This window comes from Herbinix hemicellulosilytica (assembly GCF_002904165.1).
In the GTDB taxonomy this organism is placed as follows: domain Bacteria; phylum Bacillota; class Clostridia; order Lachnospirales; family Lachnospiraceae; genus Mobilitalea; species Mobilitalea hemicellulosilytica.
Map to the genome: position 1 here is coordinate 148,359 of NZ_CVTD020000010.1, position 16,231 is coordinate 164,589.

Annotated in this window: 15 protein-coding genes; 11 read left to right on the top strand and 4 right to left on the bottom strand. The window is 34.8% G+C overall.

Annotation, left to right across the window (positions count from 1 at the left end; genetic code table 11):
- Positions 1 to 33 precede the first annotated feature (33 nt).
- Positions 34 to 1,800 carry an ammonium transporter gene (locus HHT355_RS04100; RefSeq protein ID WP_103202151.1) on the bottom strand — a complete coding sequence of 589 codons (1,767 nt, stop codon included), beginning with the start codon at positions 1,798 to 1,800 and terminating at the stop codon, positions 34 to 36.
- A gap of 611 nt (positions 1,801 to 2,411) precedes the next feature.
- Between HHT355_RS04100 and HHT355_RS04105 the strand changes: the two genes are divergently transcribed.
- From HHT355_RS04105 to HHT355_RS04130, 6 genes are all read left to right on the top strand, one after another.
- Positions 2,412 to 2,909, top strand: a complete 498-nt coding sequence (locus HHT355_RS04105) for a DUF2318 domain-containing protein (protein WP_103202152.1) — start codon at positions 2,412 to 2,414, stop codon at positions 2,907 to 2,909.
- 30 nt (positions 2,910 to 2,939) lie between these two features.
- On the top strand, positions 2,940 to 4,367 hold the full coding sequence (locus HHT355_RS04110) for an urease accessory protein UreH domain-containing protein (protein ID WP_199179153.1): 1,428 nt from the start codon (positions 2,940 to 2,942) through the stop codon (positions 4,365 to 4,367).
- A 172-nt stretch (positions 4,368 to 4,539) separates the two neighbouring features.
- Complete coding sequence (locus tag HHT355_RS04115; RefSeq protein ID WP_103202153.1) at positions 4,540 to 4,890, top strand: VOC family protein; 351 nt, start codon at positions 4,540 to 4,542, stop codon at positions 4,888 to 4,890.
- A 177-nt stretch (positions 4,891 to 5,067) separates the two neighbouring features.
- On the top strand, positions 5,068 to 6,258 hold the full coding sequence (locus tag HHT355_RS04120) for an IS256 family transposase (protein WP_103202154.1): 1,191 nt from the start codon (positions 5,068 to 5,070) through the stop codon (positions 6,256 to 6,258).
- A gap of 459 nt (positions 6,259 to 6,717) precedes the next feature.
- Positions 6,718 to 8,598 carry an aminotransferase class I/II-fold pyridoxal phosphate-dependent enzyme gene (locus HHT355_RS04125; protein WP_103202155.1) on the top strand — a complete coding sequence of 627 codons (1,881 nt, stop codon included), beginning with the start codon at positions 6,718 to 6,720 and terminating at the stop codon, positions 8,596 to 8,598.
- On the top strand, positions 8,579 to 9,220 hold the full coding sequence (locus HHT355_RS04130) for a CDP-alcohol phosphatidyltransferase family protein (RefSeq protein WP_103202156.1): 642 nt from the start codon (positions 8,579 to 8,581) through the stop codon (positions 9,218 to 9,220). Before HHT355_RS04125 ends, HHT355_RS04130 begins: the two co-directional genes overlap by 20 nt.
- 481 nt (positions 9,221 to 9,701) lie before the next feature.
- Here the strand turns inward: HHT355_RS04130 and HHT355_RS04140 are convergent, their stop codons facing one another.
- On the bottom strand, positions 9,702 to 10,892 hold the full coding sequence (locus HHT355_RS04140) for an IS256 family transposase (RefSeq protein ID WP_103202154.1): 1,191 nt from the start codon (positions 10,890 to 10,892) through the stop codon (positions 9,702 to 9,704).
- 294 nt (positions 10,893 to 11,186) lie between these two features.
- Between HHT355_RS04140 and HHT355_RS04145 the strand changes: the two genes are divergently transcribed.
- From HHT355_RS04145 to HHT355_RS04165, 5 genes are all read left to right on the top strand, one after another.
- Positions 11,187 to 12,263: an IS30 family transposase gene (locus HHT355_RS04145; RefSeq protein ID WP_103202157.1), complete on the top strand. Its 1,077-nt coding sequence runs from the start codon at positions 11,187 to 11,189 to the stop codon at positions 12,261 to 12,263.
- A 250-nt stretch (positions 12,264 to 12,513) separates the two neighbouring features.
- Entirely contained in the window at positions 12,514 to 12,909 is a 396-nt protein-coding gene (gene mutT / locus HHT355_RS04150; RefSeq protein ID WP_103202158.1) for an 8-oxo-dGTP diphosphatase MutT, read from the top strand.
- A 111-nt stretch (positions 12,910 to 13,020) separates the two neighbouring features.
- A complete protein-coding gene (locus tag HHT355_RS04155) occupies positions 13,021 to 13,392 on the top strand; it encodes a PH domain-containing protein (protein ID WP_103202159.1) in 372 nt (123 codons plus the stop codon).
- 254 nt (positions 13,393 to 13,646) lie between these two features.
- Positions 13,647 to 14,015: an iron chaperone gene (locus tag HHT355_RS04160; protein ID WP_103202160.1), complete on the top strand. Its 369-nt coding sequence runs from the start codon at positions 13,647 to 13,649 to the stop codon at positions 14,013 to 14,015.
- 64 nt (positions 14,016 to 14,079) lie between these two features.
- The gene (locus tag HHT355_RS04165) at positions 14,080 to 14,490 is read left to right on the top strand and encodes a RidA family protein (protein ID WP_103202161.1); all 411 of its coding nucleotides are present in this window, start codon (positions 14,080 to 14,082) and stop codon (positions 14,488 to 14,490) included.
- Positions 14,491 to 14,525: 35 nt separating this feature from the next.
- On the opposite strand, the gene HHT355_RS04170 is transcribed toward HHT355_RS04165, so the two are convergent.
- Positions 14,526 to 15,089 carry a chromate transporter gene (locus HHT355_RS04170; protein WP_103202162.1) on the bottom strand — a complete coding sequence of 188 codons (564 nt, stop codon included), beginning with the start codon at positions 15,087 to 15,089 and terminating at the stop codon, positions 14,526 to 14,528.
- Positions 15,086 to 15,664, bottom strand: a complete 579-nt coding sequence (locus tag HHT355_RS04175; protein ID WP_103202163.1) for a chromate transporter — start codon at positions 15,662 to 15,664, stop codon at positions 15,086 to 15,088. The genes HHT355_RS04170 and HHT355_RS04175 overlap by 4 nt, the downstream gene beginning before the upstream one ends.
- Positions 15,665 to 16,231: the final 567 nt, after the last annotated feature.

Below are 16,231 nucleotides of genomic sequence, written 5' to 3' on the forward strand. Positions count from 1 at the left end.
AAAGCAGCGAGGTTGTGACAGGATAAATTTATTTTATTCTTCATCCTGCAGTGCATCATAACCTTCTTCGCCGGTCCTGATTTTTATTACGTTTTCTACATCGTAAATAAAGATTTTACCGTCGCCCATATTGCCTGTATAAAGTGAATTTTTAACCGTATCTACCACTGTTTCAACCGGTATCTTGCATACTACGATGTCAACCTGTACTTTAGGAAGCAGTCTGGTTTTTACCGGAACACCGCGGTAATATTCTTCGTGACCTTTCTGCATACCATATCCAAGAACATTGGTTACAGTAAGACCTGTTATACCGATTTTATCCAGAGCTGTCTGTAGTTGTGTAAACTTATCCTGGTTGGTGATAACGGTTACTTTTGTAATCTTAGCTCCGGGGCGTGCCTTGTTGACTACCGGAATTGCATCATCAACTGATACCTTGCCGGAAGCAGTTTCAGAAGCTGCAACCGCACTTACCGGGTGACCTATTGCCGCTATCATGTCTCCGTTTCCGTTGACCGGAGCCATAATAGGAGCTACGATTGCAAAATCAGGATATGCGCTATTTCCGTGTTCACCGATATCAAGGCCCTGAATTTCTTCTTCAAGACTGACACGAATGCCCATAGTCTTTTTAATAAGTAACCATACAACCGATGATGATACAAATACAAATACACCAACAGCTATAATACCGAGAAGTTCAGCTTTAAGCAGAGAAAAACCGCCGCCATAGAATAGACCGCTTACTGTTGAAAGGCTGGTTACGCCTTCCTGTGCAAAGAGGCCGACGCATATTGTACCGAATACACCGCAAACTAAATGTACGGAAGTGGCACCTACTGGGTCATCAACCTTTATGCGGTCAAAGAAAAGTACTGCAAATACAACGATAACGCCTGCTATAGCACCGATGATTAATGAACTTCCGACACTGACATATGCACAGCTGCCCGTGATTCCTACCAAGCCTGCAAGACAGCCGTTGATGGTCATGCCAAGATCAGGCTTACCGATGAAGAGCCAGGATGTGGCGGTAGCAGTAAGTACAGCAGCTATGGCAGCGGTGTTTGTGGTTACCAGGATATGCACAACATCTGCCGGATTTTGAAAACTCATTGTTGAACCGGGGTTAAAACCAAACCATCCAAGCCACAGGACGAAAAGGCCGATTACAGCCAGAGCCATGCTATGCCCGGGAATGGCTTTGGGTTTTCCGTCTTTGTCATATTTACCGTAACGGGGGCCAAGTATGATGGCACCGGAAAGGGCAGCCCATCCACCTACAGAATGAACTACTGTATCACCCGCAAAATCCAGGAAACCAAGGTCAGCCAGCCAGCCGCCGCCCCAGATCCAGTGACCGACGATCGGATAAATTACAAGAGTCAGTATAAAGGAGAATACTATAAAGGATATATATTTTACACGTTCTGCTACCGCACCGGATACGATAGTTGCTGCGGTACCGCAGAACACAAGCTGGAAGAAGAATTTTCCCCAGAACGGTACGCTTGATGTAAGTGTATCTTTATAGTATGATAAATCAGAACTACCTAAAATAAAAAGATGTTCTGTACCGACAAGGGGATTGTCTCCGCCAAACATCAGCCCCCATCCAAGCAGCATAAAACCAAGTGAAGAAACTGCAAAAACGATAAAGTTTTTAGATAAGATGTTAACGGTGTTTTTTGATCTGGCAAAACCTGATTCTACTGCTGCGAAACCCAGGTTCATAAAGAATACCAATACTGCCGCAAGTACTACCCAAATAGTATCAACTATCATAACATAATCCATCAATCATTCCTCCTTAAAATTAGTTAAGGGCGTGTATTTTATTGAATTGACAATAAAACACACGCCCTTGTGCGAATTAATTTTTAATATGTTTTTTTTAAATAGATAGAATTCCTGTCACACCCAGTCTGAAATTCCGTATGTTAATTAAGATTAAATAAACAGTGTAAATGACCGCACTTCTTATTAATCCGGTAAATTCCTAGATTTATCCACACCCTTTCCCCTGATAATATTTATGGCGCTGTCAGCTATTGCCAACAGCGCCATTGCTTTACACTTACTTATATTATATTCAATAATAACTAAATGTGTTTTTTCTGTCAATATAAAATTACTATAATTTTAAAAAAAATATTACAAATTTTTGTTGGTAAAATATACCATAAATCAATAAAGCAAGTTATTAAGGGGATATGCTAATATTATATTAATTTTATAATGTCCGGTGCAAATAAAAATAAAAATTAAGACAAAGCAATAGTAGCATTTTATAAGTAAAAATACCAATTTTATAATAAACTAAAATGGCTTATCTTCATAAAATCTTCACAAAAATTTGATATATTTAAATAAAGGCAAGTAAAAATATATGTAAAGGTGGTTTTTAAATGGGAAAGTCAAAGCTTTCGGTTAAGAATGTTCATAAAACTAAAAAGACGGTATTTGTTGCAGCCGGTATTATTGCAGTTGTAATAACAGGTTTTATTTTTACAAAATTCAATTCTAAAGGAAATGTTCAGGAAGATTTAATAATACTTAAAAGTGAAATCTCAGATAATGTTAAATTTTATCCATATAAATCGGGAAAGACAAATATGGAGGTTATGGCAGTAAGGGCAAGTGACGGAACTATTAGAACGGCATTTAATACCTGTCAGATTTGCTATGATTCCGGCAGAGGGTATTATAAGCAGGAAGGTGACAAATTAGTATGCCAAAATTGCGGCAACAGATTTAGCCTGGATCAGTTGGAAAAGCTAAAAGGAGGCTGTAATCCTGTACCAATTACTAAAGAATATAAAACAGAGGATGATGAGGTTATCGTAATTTCCCAAGCATTCATGGATGCAAATAAGGGTTTGTTCGGAAATTGGAAAAAGCAATAAATACACGTCAAAAAAACAGGTGGGATGCAAATGGAGCAAAAATTAATAAGTAAGGTTCTTCAGATAGACGGTATGTCTTGTACAAATTGTGAAACGAGAATAGAAAATGCTCTAAAAAAACTTGAAGGTGTTAAAAAAGTTAAAGCGATTTATAGCAGCTTGAATGTTTACATTACTTACGATGCTAATGTTGTAAAACTGCATCAAATTATACAGGTAATAGAAAATCTGGGTTATGTGGTGAAAAATAAACCCGATACTAAAGATGCTCAAAGATCAAACATAAAAAATACGCCAAATAAAACATCGGATGAAAAAATGTCTGTCAGCCGTCTGGTTGGAATAGGAGTCATAGTGTTTGCTATATACTTAATAATAAGCAACACGGCAGGCTTTAATTTTATACCTCAGATTAATCAATCCATGGGATACGGTATCCTCTTTATTGTAGGAATGATGACTTCACTGCATTGTGTTGCCATGTGCGGTGGGATAAATCTTTCGGTATGTGTTTCCTATAAGGCAGCCAACGAAAATAACAGCAGGCTTTCAAGTCTAAAACCCAGTTTTCTTTATAACAGCGGAAGAATACTATCCTATACCATAATCGGAGGGTTAGTCGGAGCATTAGGGGCAAGTATAAGTTTCTCCGGTGCCGCCAAGGGTATTGTTGCTGTTATATCAGGGTTTTTCATGATAATTATGGGATTAAATATGCTTAATATATTCCCATGGCTTAGAAAATTAAATCCCAGAATGCCAAAATTTTTCGGTAATAAAATACATAGTAATAAAGATAATTACGGTCCGTTTTTTATTGGATTGCTTAATGGCCTAATGCCGTGCGGACCGCTTCAGGCAATGCAGCTTTATGCATTAGGTACGGGAAGTTTTGCAGCAGGAGCCTTATCAATGTTTATGTTCAGTCTTGGAACAGTACCCTTAATGTTTGGATTCGGTGCGGTAAGTTCAGTTATAAACGGAAAATTTACACATAAAATGATGAAAGCCAGTGCTGTGCTGGTAATAGCTCTTGGAGTGGTTATGGTATCCAGAGGCATGGCATTGTCAGGTTTTGTAATACCGTCAATTCCGTTTGGTACAGGCAGTGCCGTAAAAGAACAAGGGGTAGCAGTTATAAAGGACGGTATTCAGGAAGTTACATCAAAAGTCTCACCCGGTAGTTATGAGCCGATAACGGTGCAAAAAGGCGTACCGGTGAAATGGATCATAAAAGCAGGAAAAGGAGATATAAACGGTTGCAATAACGAAATTATAATTCCTAAATTCAATATAAGCAAAAAACTTGAAATAGGGGACAATATAATAGAATTTATTCCTGCCGAATCCGGTACGTATGTTTACAGTTGTTGGATGGGTATGATATGGAGCAAAATTACTGTGGTTGATGATTTGAATAATATAGACGTTTCCGCTACAGGCGGAGTATCTTATTAGTCTTTAGGAAAGTATATAATTAATCGATTAAAAAAGCTTGTTTTCTTATTTTTGAACTGCTTAAAACGAATTTAATCTGAAGACACTTATTTATATAATAGATTTTTATATTATTAAAAAAATATATGGTAATTGATATAAAATTTGTTTAAAAAATTATAAGGAGGAAAGAATGAAATTACTGCATGTAACAATACAGACCTCAAAGTTTGAGGAAGAAATTAAATTTTACAGGGAATTTGTTGGCTTAAACATTCAGAACGATTTGCGACCTATGGGAAAAGAGATAGTTTTTTTAGCCGATGGAGAGCAGGAAACATATATTGAAATTATAAATAATCCTGAAGCTTTTGATGCCGGAAATAAATATCTGTCTATAGGGTTTAAGACACAGGACGTTGAGGCAAAAAGGGAAGAATTCGAAAAACTTGGATTTAAACCTACACCGATAATTTCACCATTGCCGCAGGTTAAGTTTTTCTTTGTAAAGGACCCCGCAGGTGTTAATGTGCAGTTTATGTAACTTACATTTACCATAAACAGAATATATAAAATAAAAAGCCGTTAATATCCGATTGATATTAAAGGCTTAGATAGTGTAAAATAAGTTGTGTAAATAAAAATAGAGAAACTCCGAGGCTTATGGTAAAATGTTTAACGACCAAATCAAACAAACACCATTTAACGAAGGAGTTTCTCTATGACGAATGATAACACAAATACCACAAAGAATCTAGACCTTAATCAAACATTAAATGATTTTCTGATTGGTCTTTTAAAACAGACTATGGAACGCCTCATGCAAGAAGAACTCACAAATGTTCTTCAGTATGAAAAATATAGTTATGACGGTCGTGGAACAGGTAATTCCAGAAACGGTTTCTATTATAGAGATTATGAAACCAGGTATGGAACAATCCATGATTTAAAAATCCCACGCGATCGTAACAATGAATTCAACCAACAGCTTATACCTCCTTATGCCAGACGAGATGATTGGCTAGAAAGTCTCATTATACGCATGTATGCCAATGGTGTTTCCACCAGAGAAATCGCTAACATTATAGAAAAACTATACGGTAATTCATATAGTGCTACAACTATTAGCAACATTACCGATGTTGCGATTGATGAGGTAGAAAAGTGGCATAAACGCGATTTAAAGAAGCGTTATAGTATTATTTATATAGATGCTCTACATGTAAAACTTAGACGCACTACAGTTGATTCTGATGCTGTTTACTTCATACTTGGCATTGATGAAGATGGCTACCGAGAAGTAATTGACTTCTTTATAGGTACTAATGAAAGTGCCTATGTTTGGGAAGAAAACCTACATGCAATCAAAAGTCGTGGTGTAGAGCAGGTACTTCTTTTTGTCATGGATGGTCTGGCTGGCTTAGATGAGGCAGTCCACAGGGTATACCCAAAAGCTGAAATTCAGCGCTGCATAGTTCATAAAATCCGCTCTTCCATAAAAAATATCCGTAAGAAAGATATAAGTGCATTTACTACCGATTTAAAGGCCGTATATGAATCACCTAACATGGAATTAGCAAAAAATGCTTTGGACGAACTTAACCAGAAATGGGGAAAATCCTATCGCAAAGTAGTTGATTCCTGGTGTTACGATGATCAACTATTTACTTATTTTCTATTTCCAGAATCTATTCGTAAATGCATTTATACAACCAATTGGATAGAGCGCTTTAATAAGGAAGTTCGTCGTCTAACCAAGACGAAAGACAGCCTACCTAACGAAGATGCATGCAGCAAACTGGTGTACTTTAAAGTCATTCAATACAATGAAATATGGTCTACCAAGAAGCTAAGGGGTTTTGCTATGGCTTATGATGACCTTCAGGAAATGTTTAGTCTAAAGTATTCATAAATTTATTTACACAAAATTCTTGACACTATCAAGGCTTATTTTTATAGATAAAAATTAAATAAATATCTAATGCAAACCGTTTTATAATATACAAGTTTATTTTTGCAGCCTAAAACTGTATTGACAAATCATAAATAATATGTTATATAAATAATGTCTTAGCACTCGGTAAATAAGAGTGCTAACAGTAAAATTCAAAACGGTAATGACAGATTTATGTGCAGCGCTAATACAGCAGGAAAAACCGTTTTGTGTTTAATAACTTAAAGGTATTCTTGTCCGGTCTTTAGCATATGAATTTGCTATCCACCTATTATATAACCTATTTTAAGAGGCCAATTTGATTATGCATTTATAGCGCTGTATGTAATTATACGGCGCTTTTCTGTTGTTACTACTAAAGCATGCGATTTTCATTATTCTTATATCAAAAAAATAATAACGGAATGAGGTGAAAATATGCAGGCTTTAATATTAGCAGCAGGAATGGGAACAAGGTTAAAAGATTTAACAAAAGATTCGGCTAAATGCATGGTCAAAGTAAACGGTAAAACTCTGATTGAAAGAATGTTAAATCAGCTTGACAGGTTAAACTTAAGAGAAATTATTATTGTAGCAGGCTACAAAGCCGATAAACTCATTTCTTATATCAATTCACTTGATATCAAAACCCCCATATCATTTGTTAAAAATGATTTTTATAAAAAGACCAACAATATTTATTCGTTGTACATAGCACGGGAATGTTTACAAAAAGATGATACCCTTTTGTTGGAGTCGGATTTAATTTTTAGTGATGGGGTACTTAGAAGGCTCATAAACAATCCTTATCCTGATCTGGCTTTAGTAGCCAAATACGAAAATTGGATGGACGGAACCGTTGTCACCATTGACAGCCAAAATAATATAACCAGTTTTATTGAGAAGAAGAATTTTGATTTTAATGATATTCAAAAATATTATAAAACCGTGAATATCTATAAATTCAGCAAACATTTCCTGCAACAATATTATGTTCCTTTTTTAAAAGCATATATCGACTCCAGGGGAAGTAACGAATATTACGAACAGGTTCTAAAAGTTCTAAGTGTAATGGAAAAGTCTACGATTAAAGCAGAAGTGCTTGAAGGCGAACCGTGGTATGAAATCGACGATGTGCAGGATCTTGATATAGCAGAATCCATATTTTCTGAAAATGGATTTGGCAAGATTAGAACAAGGTATGGAGGGTACTGGCGATATCCTAAGCTGATAGATTTCTGCTATCTGGTAAATCCTTTCTATCCTCCAAAGAAGATGATTGAGGAAATAAAAAGCAGTATAGATAAATTAATATCTAACTATCCGTCAGGAATTGAAGTAAACAGCCTTATAGCGGGCAAATATTACGGACTTAAAAAAGAACATATTTGTCCGGGCAACGGGGCATCAGAACTTATAAATTCATTGATGAAGACAGTCGAAGGCAAAGTTGGAATAACTTATCCTACTTTTGAGGAATACCCAAACCGTTTGAATAAGAATATGATAGTACCTTTTTATCCCAACAACAAAAATTTTTCATATAATTCTGATGAGTTAATCAACTACTATGAAAATACCGGCATAAAAGCTCTTCTTATAATTAATCCTGACAATCCGTCAGGCAATTTCATCGAAAGGTCTGATATTTTAAAACTTGCCGGATGGGCACAGAAAAAAGGTATAAGGTTAATCGTTGACGAATCATTTGTAGATTTTGCAAATACATCCGGACCTCAGACACTTCTTACCGAAGAAATTCTTGGGCAATATAAGAATCTCATAGTCGTAAGAAGTATTTCAAAATCTTTCGGAGTACCCGGGCTTCGTCTTGGAATTGCTGCAAGTGCCGATGAGGAGTTAATCGGATTTATAAAGAAAGATATTTCTATATGGAATATAAATTCAATAGCTGAATTTTATCTACAAATATGTGAAAAATACAGGAAAGAATATTTATTGGCTCTGGAAAAATTTAAATTAACCAGAGACAAGTTTGTTGAGGATTTAAAAAAGATACCGAATCTTAGGGTTATACCTACAGAGGCAAATTACGTTATGTGTGAAGTGCTTGGCGGGTATTTTGCCGTTAATTTGGCAGAAACTCTGCTAAATAAGTACAATATCCTTATTAAAGACCTGTCAGGCAAAAAAGGAATAGACGGACAGTATATCAGGGTAGCAGTCAAAACTAAAGAAGAAAATAATCTTCTTATAACTGCTCTTCAAAATATACTTGGTAAATCCGGTAGGGCAAAAGCATTTACTATAAGTTTCAGCGGGCAGGAGGCTTTATTGTATGCCAAGAGGAGAAATTAATCATGATTCTGAATATAATATGCTTTATTTTCTAAAAGATCCGTCCAATATTTGCTCTATTACAGGCCTTTTATGCTCATTTTCAGGTATATACTTTTCTGTAACCGGAAAATTTTATTATGCATTGATAGGTCTTATATGGTCAGTCATTTTTGACTGGGCAGACGGTATAATTGCAAGAAATCTTAAAAACCGTACCGATTATCATCGGGCTGTAGGTACTCAAATGGATTCACTTATTGATATAGTAAGTTTCGGAATCCTTCCGGCAGTTATTTTATTAAGTTTCGGAAAATTTAAACCGTCTTTTTTCCCAGGAGCTTTTCTGATTGTGGCAGGAGGGGTTGTGAGATTAAGTTATTTTAATGTTTTTGGGATGATTGATAAAAATACTTATAAAGGTTTGGCCTTAGATAACAATGCAATTATTCTTTCCTTTATATTTATATTTGAAAGGTTCTTATCACATCAGACATTTTCAACTATTTTATATACTGTTATGATAATTCTTCTTGTCTTTAATCTGGCTCCGATCCGCACCCGTAAATTTGGAGCCGGATGGCTGTATGTCCTTATTCCTTATACCGTAATAATGACGGTTTATTATGCATATATTCAATGATAACTTTACCTAAAAGCAGTAAATATAAATAATAAATTATTATTATTTATAAGATCAATATTTTCGTAATACAACATGGTATTACCTGTCTTGAAAAGATTGCTTAACAGGTATAAAATGTTAAAGGTTAGATAGTAAATTGGCAAATAACAGGGCAATAATTGAAAGACAGGAGGATATCACAATGCAGGAAGTTTATGAGTTTTTGAAAAATTGCGGAACATATTATCTGACAACTGTGGAAGGAGATCAGCCAAGGGTCAGGCCTTCAGGAAAATCCCAAAGCTGAGATTTGTGAGCTATTTTTTACTCATTTACCGAGGCACCGAAAGTGATAAAATTCTAGCGACATGATTCTATAAGAAAATAGCTGTTACTAATTACAAAATAAAATATCAGGTCAATGTTGTTTGTTTAAAAGCAAATACTCATAAAGGGTATTTGCTTTTTTGATAGTGTCAAGAATTTTGTGTAAATAAATTTATGAATACTTTAGACTAAACATTTCCTGAAGGTCATCATAAGCCATAGCAAAACCCCTTAGCTTCTTGGTAGACCATATTTCATTGTATTGAATGACTTTAAAGTACACCAGTTTGCTGCATGCATCTTCGTTAGGTAGGCTGTCTTTCGTCTTGGTTAGACGACGAACTTCCTTATTAAAGCGCTCTATCCAATTGGTTGTATAAATGCATTTACGAATAGATTCTGGAAATAGAAAATAAGTAAATAGTTGATCATCGTAACACCAGGAATCAACTACTTTGCGATAGGATTTTCCCCATTTCTGGTTAAGTTCGTCCAAAGCATTTTTTGCTAATTCCATGTTAGGTGATTCATATACGGCCTTTAAATCGGTAGTAAATGCACTTATATCTTTCTTACGGATATTTTTTATGGAAGAGCGGATTTTATGAACTATGCAGCGCTGAATTTCAGCTTTTGGGTATACCCTGTGGACTGCCTCATCTAAGCCAGCCAGACCATCCATGACAAAAAGAAGTACCTGCTCTACACCACGACTTTTGATTGCATGTAGGTTTTCTTCCCAAACATAGGCACTTTCATTAGTACCTATAAAGAAGTCAATTACTTCTCGGTAGCCATCTTCATCAATGCCAAGTATGAAGTAAACAGCATCAGAATCAACTGTAGTGCGTCTAAGTTTTACATGTAGAGCATCTATATAAATAATACTATAACGCTTCTTTAAATCGCGTTTATGCCACTTTTCTACCTCATCAATCGCAACATCGGTAATGTTGCTAATAGTTGTAGCACTATATGAATTACCGTATAGTTTTTCTATAATGTTAGCGATTTCTCTGGTGGAAACACCATTGGCATACATGCGTATAATGAGACTTTCTAGCCAATCATCTCGTCTGGCATAAGGAGGTATAAGCTGTTGGTTGAATTCATTGTTACGATCGCGTGGGATTTTTAAATCATGGATTGTTCCATACCTGGTTTCATAATCTCTATAATAGAAACCGTTTCTGGAATTACCTGTTCCACGACCGTCATAACTATATTTTTCATACTGAAGAACATTTGTGAGTTCTTCTTGCATGAGGCGTTCCATAGTCTGTTTTAAAAGACCAATCAGAAAATCATTTAATGTTTGATTAAGGTCTAGATTCTTTGTGGTATTTGTGTTATCATTCGTCATAGAGAAACTCCTTCGTTAAATGGTGTTTGTTTGATTTGGTCGTTAAACATTTTACCATAAGCCTCGGAGTTTCTCTATTTTTATTTACACAACTTATTTTACACTATCGCTTTTTTTAAGTCTTTTTGATATGTATTAATATTAGGAAATATATTATTTACAATAAGATATATTTTAATAAATAATGGTTGATTGTAAAATCAAATTGAACAACTAAATAAAAGAGATCCATGTCGGATTTCTTTTGGTAGAATTAAGTCACCACAACAAAACCTGCCAAAGGAGAGCACGACCATGGATCAAACCTATTCTACCACATTTACACCCGATCGCGAAAGGGGCCAGCACTTAAATTTTGAAGACCGTTGCAGCATCAAAATTTTTATCAAACTCGGCTACTCCCTTCGAAAAACCGCAGAAGCAATCAATTGTTCTGCTTCTACCGTAATGTATGAGCTTCGGCGTGGAACAGGCAAGCGGAATGGAAACAGAGGACGAAACCCTGAGTATTCGCCAAAACGTGGCCAGTTGAACTACGAAATCAACAGGTCAAGATGCCATAAGCCACATACTCTAAAACAACATTCAAAGTTCCTACAATGGGTTGTTAAACAGGTTAAGGAGTATCATTGGTCTTTTGATGCCTGCGTAGGTTATGCCAGACTCCATAAGCTGTTTTCTGATGAGGAGATTGTCTGTACCAAGACGCTTTATAACGAACTGTGGGCCGGAAATTTGCCGTTGGTACCGCACGATTTACCAGAAGCCTTGTCAAGGAAATCCAAGAAGAATAATGCTCGCAGGAACAAACGTGTTCTTGGAAGGAGTATTGATGAACGCCCTGAAATAGCAAACATTAAAGAGGAATACGGCCACTGGGAAATCGATACGGTTGTCGGGCACAAGGCTGGTCATGAATCTGTCGTACTCACGCTGGTTGAGAAGAAGAGCGATTATTATATAGCACTTAAAATTCCCGGCAAAGATGCGGCATCTGTAATGGCAGCCATGGAAACCCTAAGGGAAGAATACGGAGAAACAAAATTCAGTGAAATCTTCAAAACCATAACTGCAGACAACGGGAATGAATTTGAGAGGCTGTCTGAACTTGAGGCATGGGGAGTGAAGATATATTTTGCTCATCCATATTCATCCTGGGAAAGGGCCCAAAATGAACGTCATAACAGGATTTTCCGCAGATATCTACCCAAAGGAGTATCAATAGAGAGATATACTGCAGAACAGATCCTGTGGTTTGCTGATGAGATGAATGAACTTCCTCGTAAGCATCTTGGATACCGGACACCAACAGAACTATTTGATGAGTTTTTGGATCAGGTGTATTCGATTGCCAAAGTACAGGTAACTTAATTCTATTAGTGTTCAATTTGAAATTGCAATTTTAGTTTAATAAATAATTAATTATCCGGATATTATTTTGAAGTATAATAAATATGAAATTAAGTATGTAAGATTTGGAAAAAATGCGTTATAAATAATAATAATAATAAATAGATTCAAAAATTAACTATATAAATATATGATAAAATAAATTAAATCTATTTGATGCTGCAAAACAACCATTTTACTAATGATCTATAAAAAAACAGGAGAAATGCTTATGAAAGAAGTTACTGCTGCGGTTATTATCGAAAACGGAAAGATACTGATAGCCCAAAGAAAAGAGAGTCAAAAACTGGCAGGTAAATGGGAGTTTCCAGGAGGGAAAGTTGAAGCCGGCGAAACTCTTAGGGAATGTCTGATAAGAGAAATCAAGGAAGAGCTGGGAATTACCATAGAAGTGGATGATTTATTTGCTGAAATTAAATACCGATACGATATAGAAGAGATAGGTACTATAAATCTTTATGTATTTAAAGCAAGGAGGATTGGCGGGGAATATAAACTGACTGCTCACAGCCAAATCAAATGGGTTAGGCCGGAAGAATTGGAAGATTATGATTTTGTACCGGCAGATACATCAATTATAAAAAAATTAAAAGAAGATTTGATATAGACAATAAGTAAAAATAGAGCAGTTAACAATAGAAGGGGATAAATTAAATTAATTATTATACATGATACAATACGTATTTTTATGTTTATTTTATATCTAAGGAGGTTTACAATGCCGGAAATGGACAATATTTTATCATGGACATTAATATCGGAATGCCCTATCCCCAGTGACGTAAATGATTTATTGGTTGAAGGTGAATTTGCTGTTGCCGCATACAAAACTTTTCGTGACAGCGCCATATTTACCAATAAAAGATTGATTGTAAGAGATGCTCAGGGTATTACCGGGAAAAAAGTTGAAATTTACTCATTGCCGTATTCTTCAATAATTATGTGGTCAACCGAAAATGCGGGAAAATTCCTGGATTTTAATGCGGAGGTTGAGCTTTGGACAAGAGCCGGCCACATAAAAATCAATCTGCAAAAGGGTGTACATATCAGAAAATTTGATAAACTTATTGCAAATGCACTTCTGAAATAAAATATAAGCCGAGCATTAAACAGTTTTTTATATTATACAAACATAATTTGGCAAAACCCTTGTTATGTATTAAGAAACATATCAAGGGTTTCTTATATTCATTGAAAAAAATAAATAATAATGATAAAATTGAGCATAATACAGGTAAAATATGGATGATATAAGAATATAAGAAGAGTTTTTATATGGGTTGATACGGTAATATTAGGATATTACTAAGAGAATATATAAAATATAAGAAATGAGATGATTTCATGAAAGATTTTATGACTTATCTAAATAATATAGATGATCCTGATAAAAGAGAAAAGCTGGAAAGTATATTTAACTATATAAAAACAGAATTTCCACAGCTAAAAGATGAAATCAGGTGGAACCAGCCCATGTTTACCGATCATGGAACGTTTATTATTGCATTTAGTACAGCAAAAAATCATATATCAGTTGCACCGGAAGCGGAAGTTTTAGAATTATTTAAAGAGGATATAGAAAAAGCAGGGTACTCTTATACAAAGCTACTGTTCAGAATCAAATGGACCGATAAAGTAGATTATGAATTGCTGAGAAAAATTATAGCTTATAATATAGAAAGCAAAAAAGACTATAACAGATTTTGGAGATAAAAAGGAAAATTATCGGTAATTATATTAATAAATACAATTATAATGTCGAAAAGGAGATAAAACGATGAATAATAAGAAGGTAGAGTATATAAACCCGGAAGGCTTATTCAATTCAAGAGCTTACAGCCAGGTAGTTACTCTCAGCGGCAATGTGAAAACAATATATATCGGAGGTCAAAATGCCATTAACGAAGAAGGCCGGTTAGTAGGGCAAGGCGATTTTGAACTTCAGACAAAGCAAGTTTTAGAAAATCTTAAAATTGCGTTGGTATCTCAAAATGCATCCTTTAATGATGTTATAAAGCTTAATATTTATATAGTAGACGGGTGTGACCCGGCAGCAGGATTTAAGGTATTTAGAGAAACTGTAGGGGAGCTGAAAAATCCACCGTTAATTACAGTTTTAAAGGTTGCCTGGCTTGCAAATCCTATGTGCCTTATTGAAATAGATGCTGTTGCTGTGGTTGAAGAATGAGAGGATGCAAATGGAGCAAATTTAATTTATAACAATTATAGAATCATGTAAATAACTCCGCCGATAATACCTGATCCGAGCATGACATAAATGGGATTAGGTTTTAGTTTTCGTAAAATAAATAAAGCAAGCCCAAACATTATAACTGAAACATAATTAATTAACTGAAAATCCAATGAAAAACCGTTATCTCCCCAAATTGCCAGACTAAAAATCGTTAACCCGGCGGAAGCAATCAAGGCTACTATGGTTGGTCTTAAACCGGACAATATCCCTTGTAAAACTGTCAATTGCTTATATTTAAAATAAATCCATGCAAGAAGCGAAACGATAATACAAGAAGGAAAGATACAACCTATTGTAGCAACAATTGCACCCGGAATACCTGCAATTCTTATTCCAACAAATGTGGCTGAATTTATTGCTATAGGGCCTGGGGTCATTTCAGCAATAGTGATGAGATCGGTAAATTCAGATAATGTCAGCCAGTTATGAATAGTAACCACCTGATTTTGAATTAAAGGAATTGCTGCCATGCCTCCGCCAATGCTAAACAAGCCGATCTGAAAAAAACTCCAAAAAATTTTTAATAGTATCACAGATTATCATCCTTTTTATTTTTATTGCTATGAAACAAAGTTCTAATTGCCCCTATAAATCCGCAAACTAAAATAATATAAACAACATTTATTTTAAAGTAAAATGTGGATATAAAAGCACCTGCCATAATTAATACGGATATAATGTCCTTTCCCTTAATAACATTGCCGCCGAGATTGATGACAACATCGGCAATAACAGCAGCAATACCTGCTTGCATACCTTTAAGGACGGCATTTACTATGAGGTTGTCCCTAAATGCAGTATAGAAAACGGAAACAACAGAAATGATTATAAAAGGTGGTAAAACTGTCCCAAGTATTGTAATTATAGCACCTAATATACCTGCAACCCTATAACCTATCAGAATCGCTGCATTGACCGCAACCGCTCCGGGAGAAGATTGAGCTATAGCGGCTAAATTTAACATCTCATTTTCCTCAATCCACTGCAATTCGTCTACAAATTTCTTTTTCATCAAAGGAATGATAACAAATCCTCCTCCAAAAGTAAAAGCACTTAAGTAAAAAGATGAAACAAATAGTTTTTTGTAAATATTATTTTTACTTTTCAAACTTAAACCTCCTTCATAATTTATTATATAGCTTGAAGGTTTATAAATAAAATAGAATTTTATATGTTTTGCTGTTATTGAGCAGTAAGAATACAATGAAACAATTTCTTGATCATGCAATTTAAACGACAGATATCGTAAATGAATTCCTGTAATATATAACTTATCATGTCTTATCTGATAAAATAAATATCTGAATAATTGAAGGTACAATCCATAGTTTATATTAAAGAGCTTAGATTTCATTATAAATTGATTATGGTTTTCGGAAACAAGCGCTCTTTTGTTGAAGAAATAAAAAAGATATATTTACTTATGTAATTAAAGGAATCTATATATTTTTATTTTATATTGACATATTACGTCAGCAGGATAATAATAAATGAGTAAATAAAAATTTTATCGGTTTATGTAAATAAACCAAATACTTAAATGATAAAACCGTTATAAGGATACCGGTATTCTATTTTAGTTTTTACGATATTCAACAAGAAAATACTTTTAAAAGTAATGTTATGCATTATAATAGACATTCTGTATGCCAATAAATTTAGATAAGGAGATTTG

Bases quoted from the DNA above. Each gene is read 5' to 3' on its own strand.
- HHT355_RS04110 (WP_199179153.1), top strand. From the start codon at position 2,940: ATGGAGCAAAAATTAATAAGTAAGGTTCTTCAGATAGACGGTATGTCT.
- HHT355_RS04165 (WP_103202161.1), top strand. From the start codon at position 14,080: ATGAATAATAAGAAGGTAGAGTATATAAACCCGGAAGGCTTATTCAAT.
- HHT355_RS04160 (WP_103202160.1), top strand. From the start codon at position 13,647: ATGAAAGATTTTATGACTTATCTAAATAATATAGATGATCCTGATAAA.
- HHT355_RS04140 (WP_103202154.1), bottom strand. From the start codon at position 10,892: ATGACGAATGATAACACAAATACCACAAAGAATCTAGACCTTAATCAA.
- HHT355_RS04100 (WP_103202151.1), bottom strand. From the start codon at position 1,800: ATGGATTATGTTATGATAGTTGATACTATTTGGGTAGTACTTGCGGCA.
- HHT355_RS04105 (WP_103202152.1), top strand. From the start codon at position 2,412: ATGGGAAAGTCAAAGCTTTCGGTTAAGAATGTTCATAAAACTAAAAAG.
- HHT355_RS04155 (WP_103202159.1), top strand. From the start codon at position 13,021: ATGCCGGAAATGGACAATATTTTATCATGGACATTAATATCGGAATGC.
- HHT355_RS04125 (WP_103202155.1), top strand. From the start codon at position 6,718: ATGCAGGCTTTAATATTAGCAGCAGGAATGGGAACAAGGTTAAAAGAT.
- mutT (WP_103202158.1), top strand. From the start codon at position 12,514: ATGAAAGAAGTTACTGCTGCGGTTATTATCGAAAACGGAAAGATACTG.
- HHT355_RS04145 (WP_103202157.1), top strand. From the start codon at position 11,187: ATGGATCAAACCTATTCTACCACATTTACACCCGATCGCGAAAGGGGC.
- HHT355_RS04130 (WP_103202156.1), top strand. From the start codon at position 8,579: ATGCCAAGAGGAGAAATTAATCATGATTCTGAATATAATATGCTTTAT.
- HHT355_RS04115 (WP_103202153.1), top strand. From the start codon at position 4,540: ATGAAATTACTGCATGTAACAATACAGACCTCAAAGTTTGAGGAAGAA.
- HHT355_RS04120 (WP_103202154.1), top strand. From the start codon at position 5,068: ATGACGAATGATAACACAAATACCACAAAGAATCTAGACCTTAATCAA.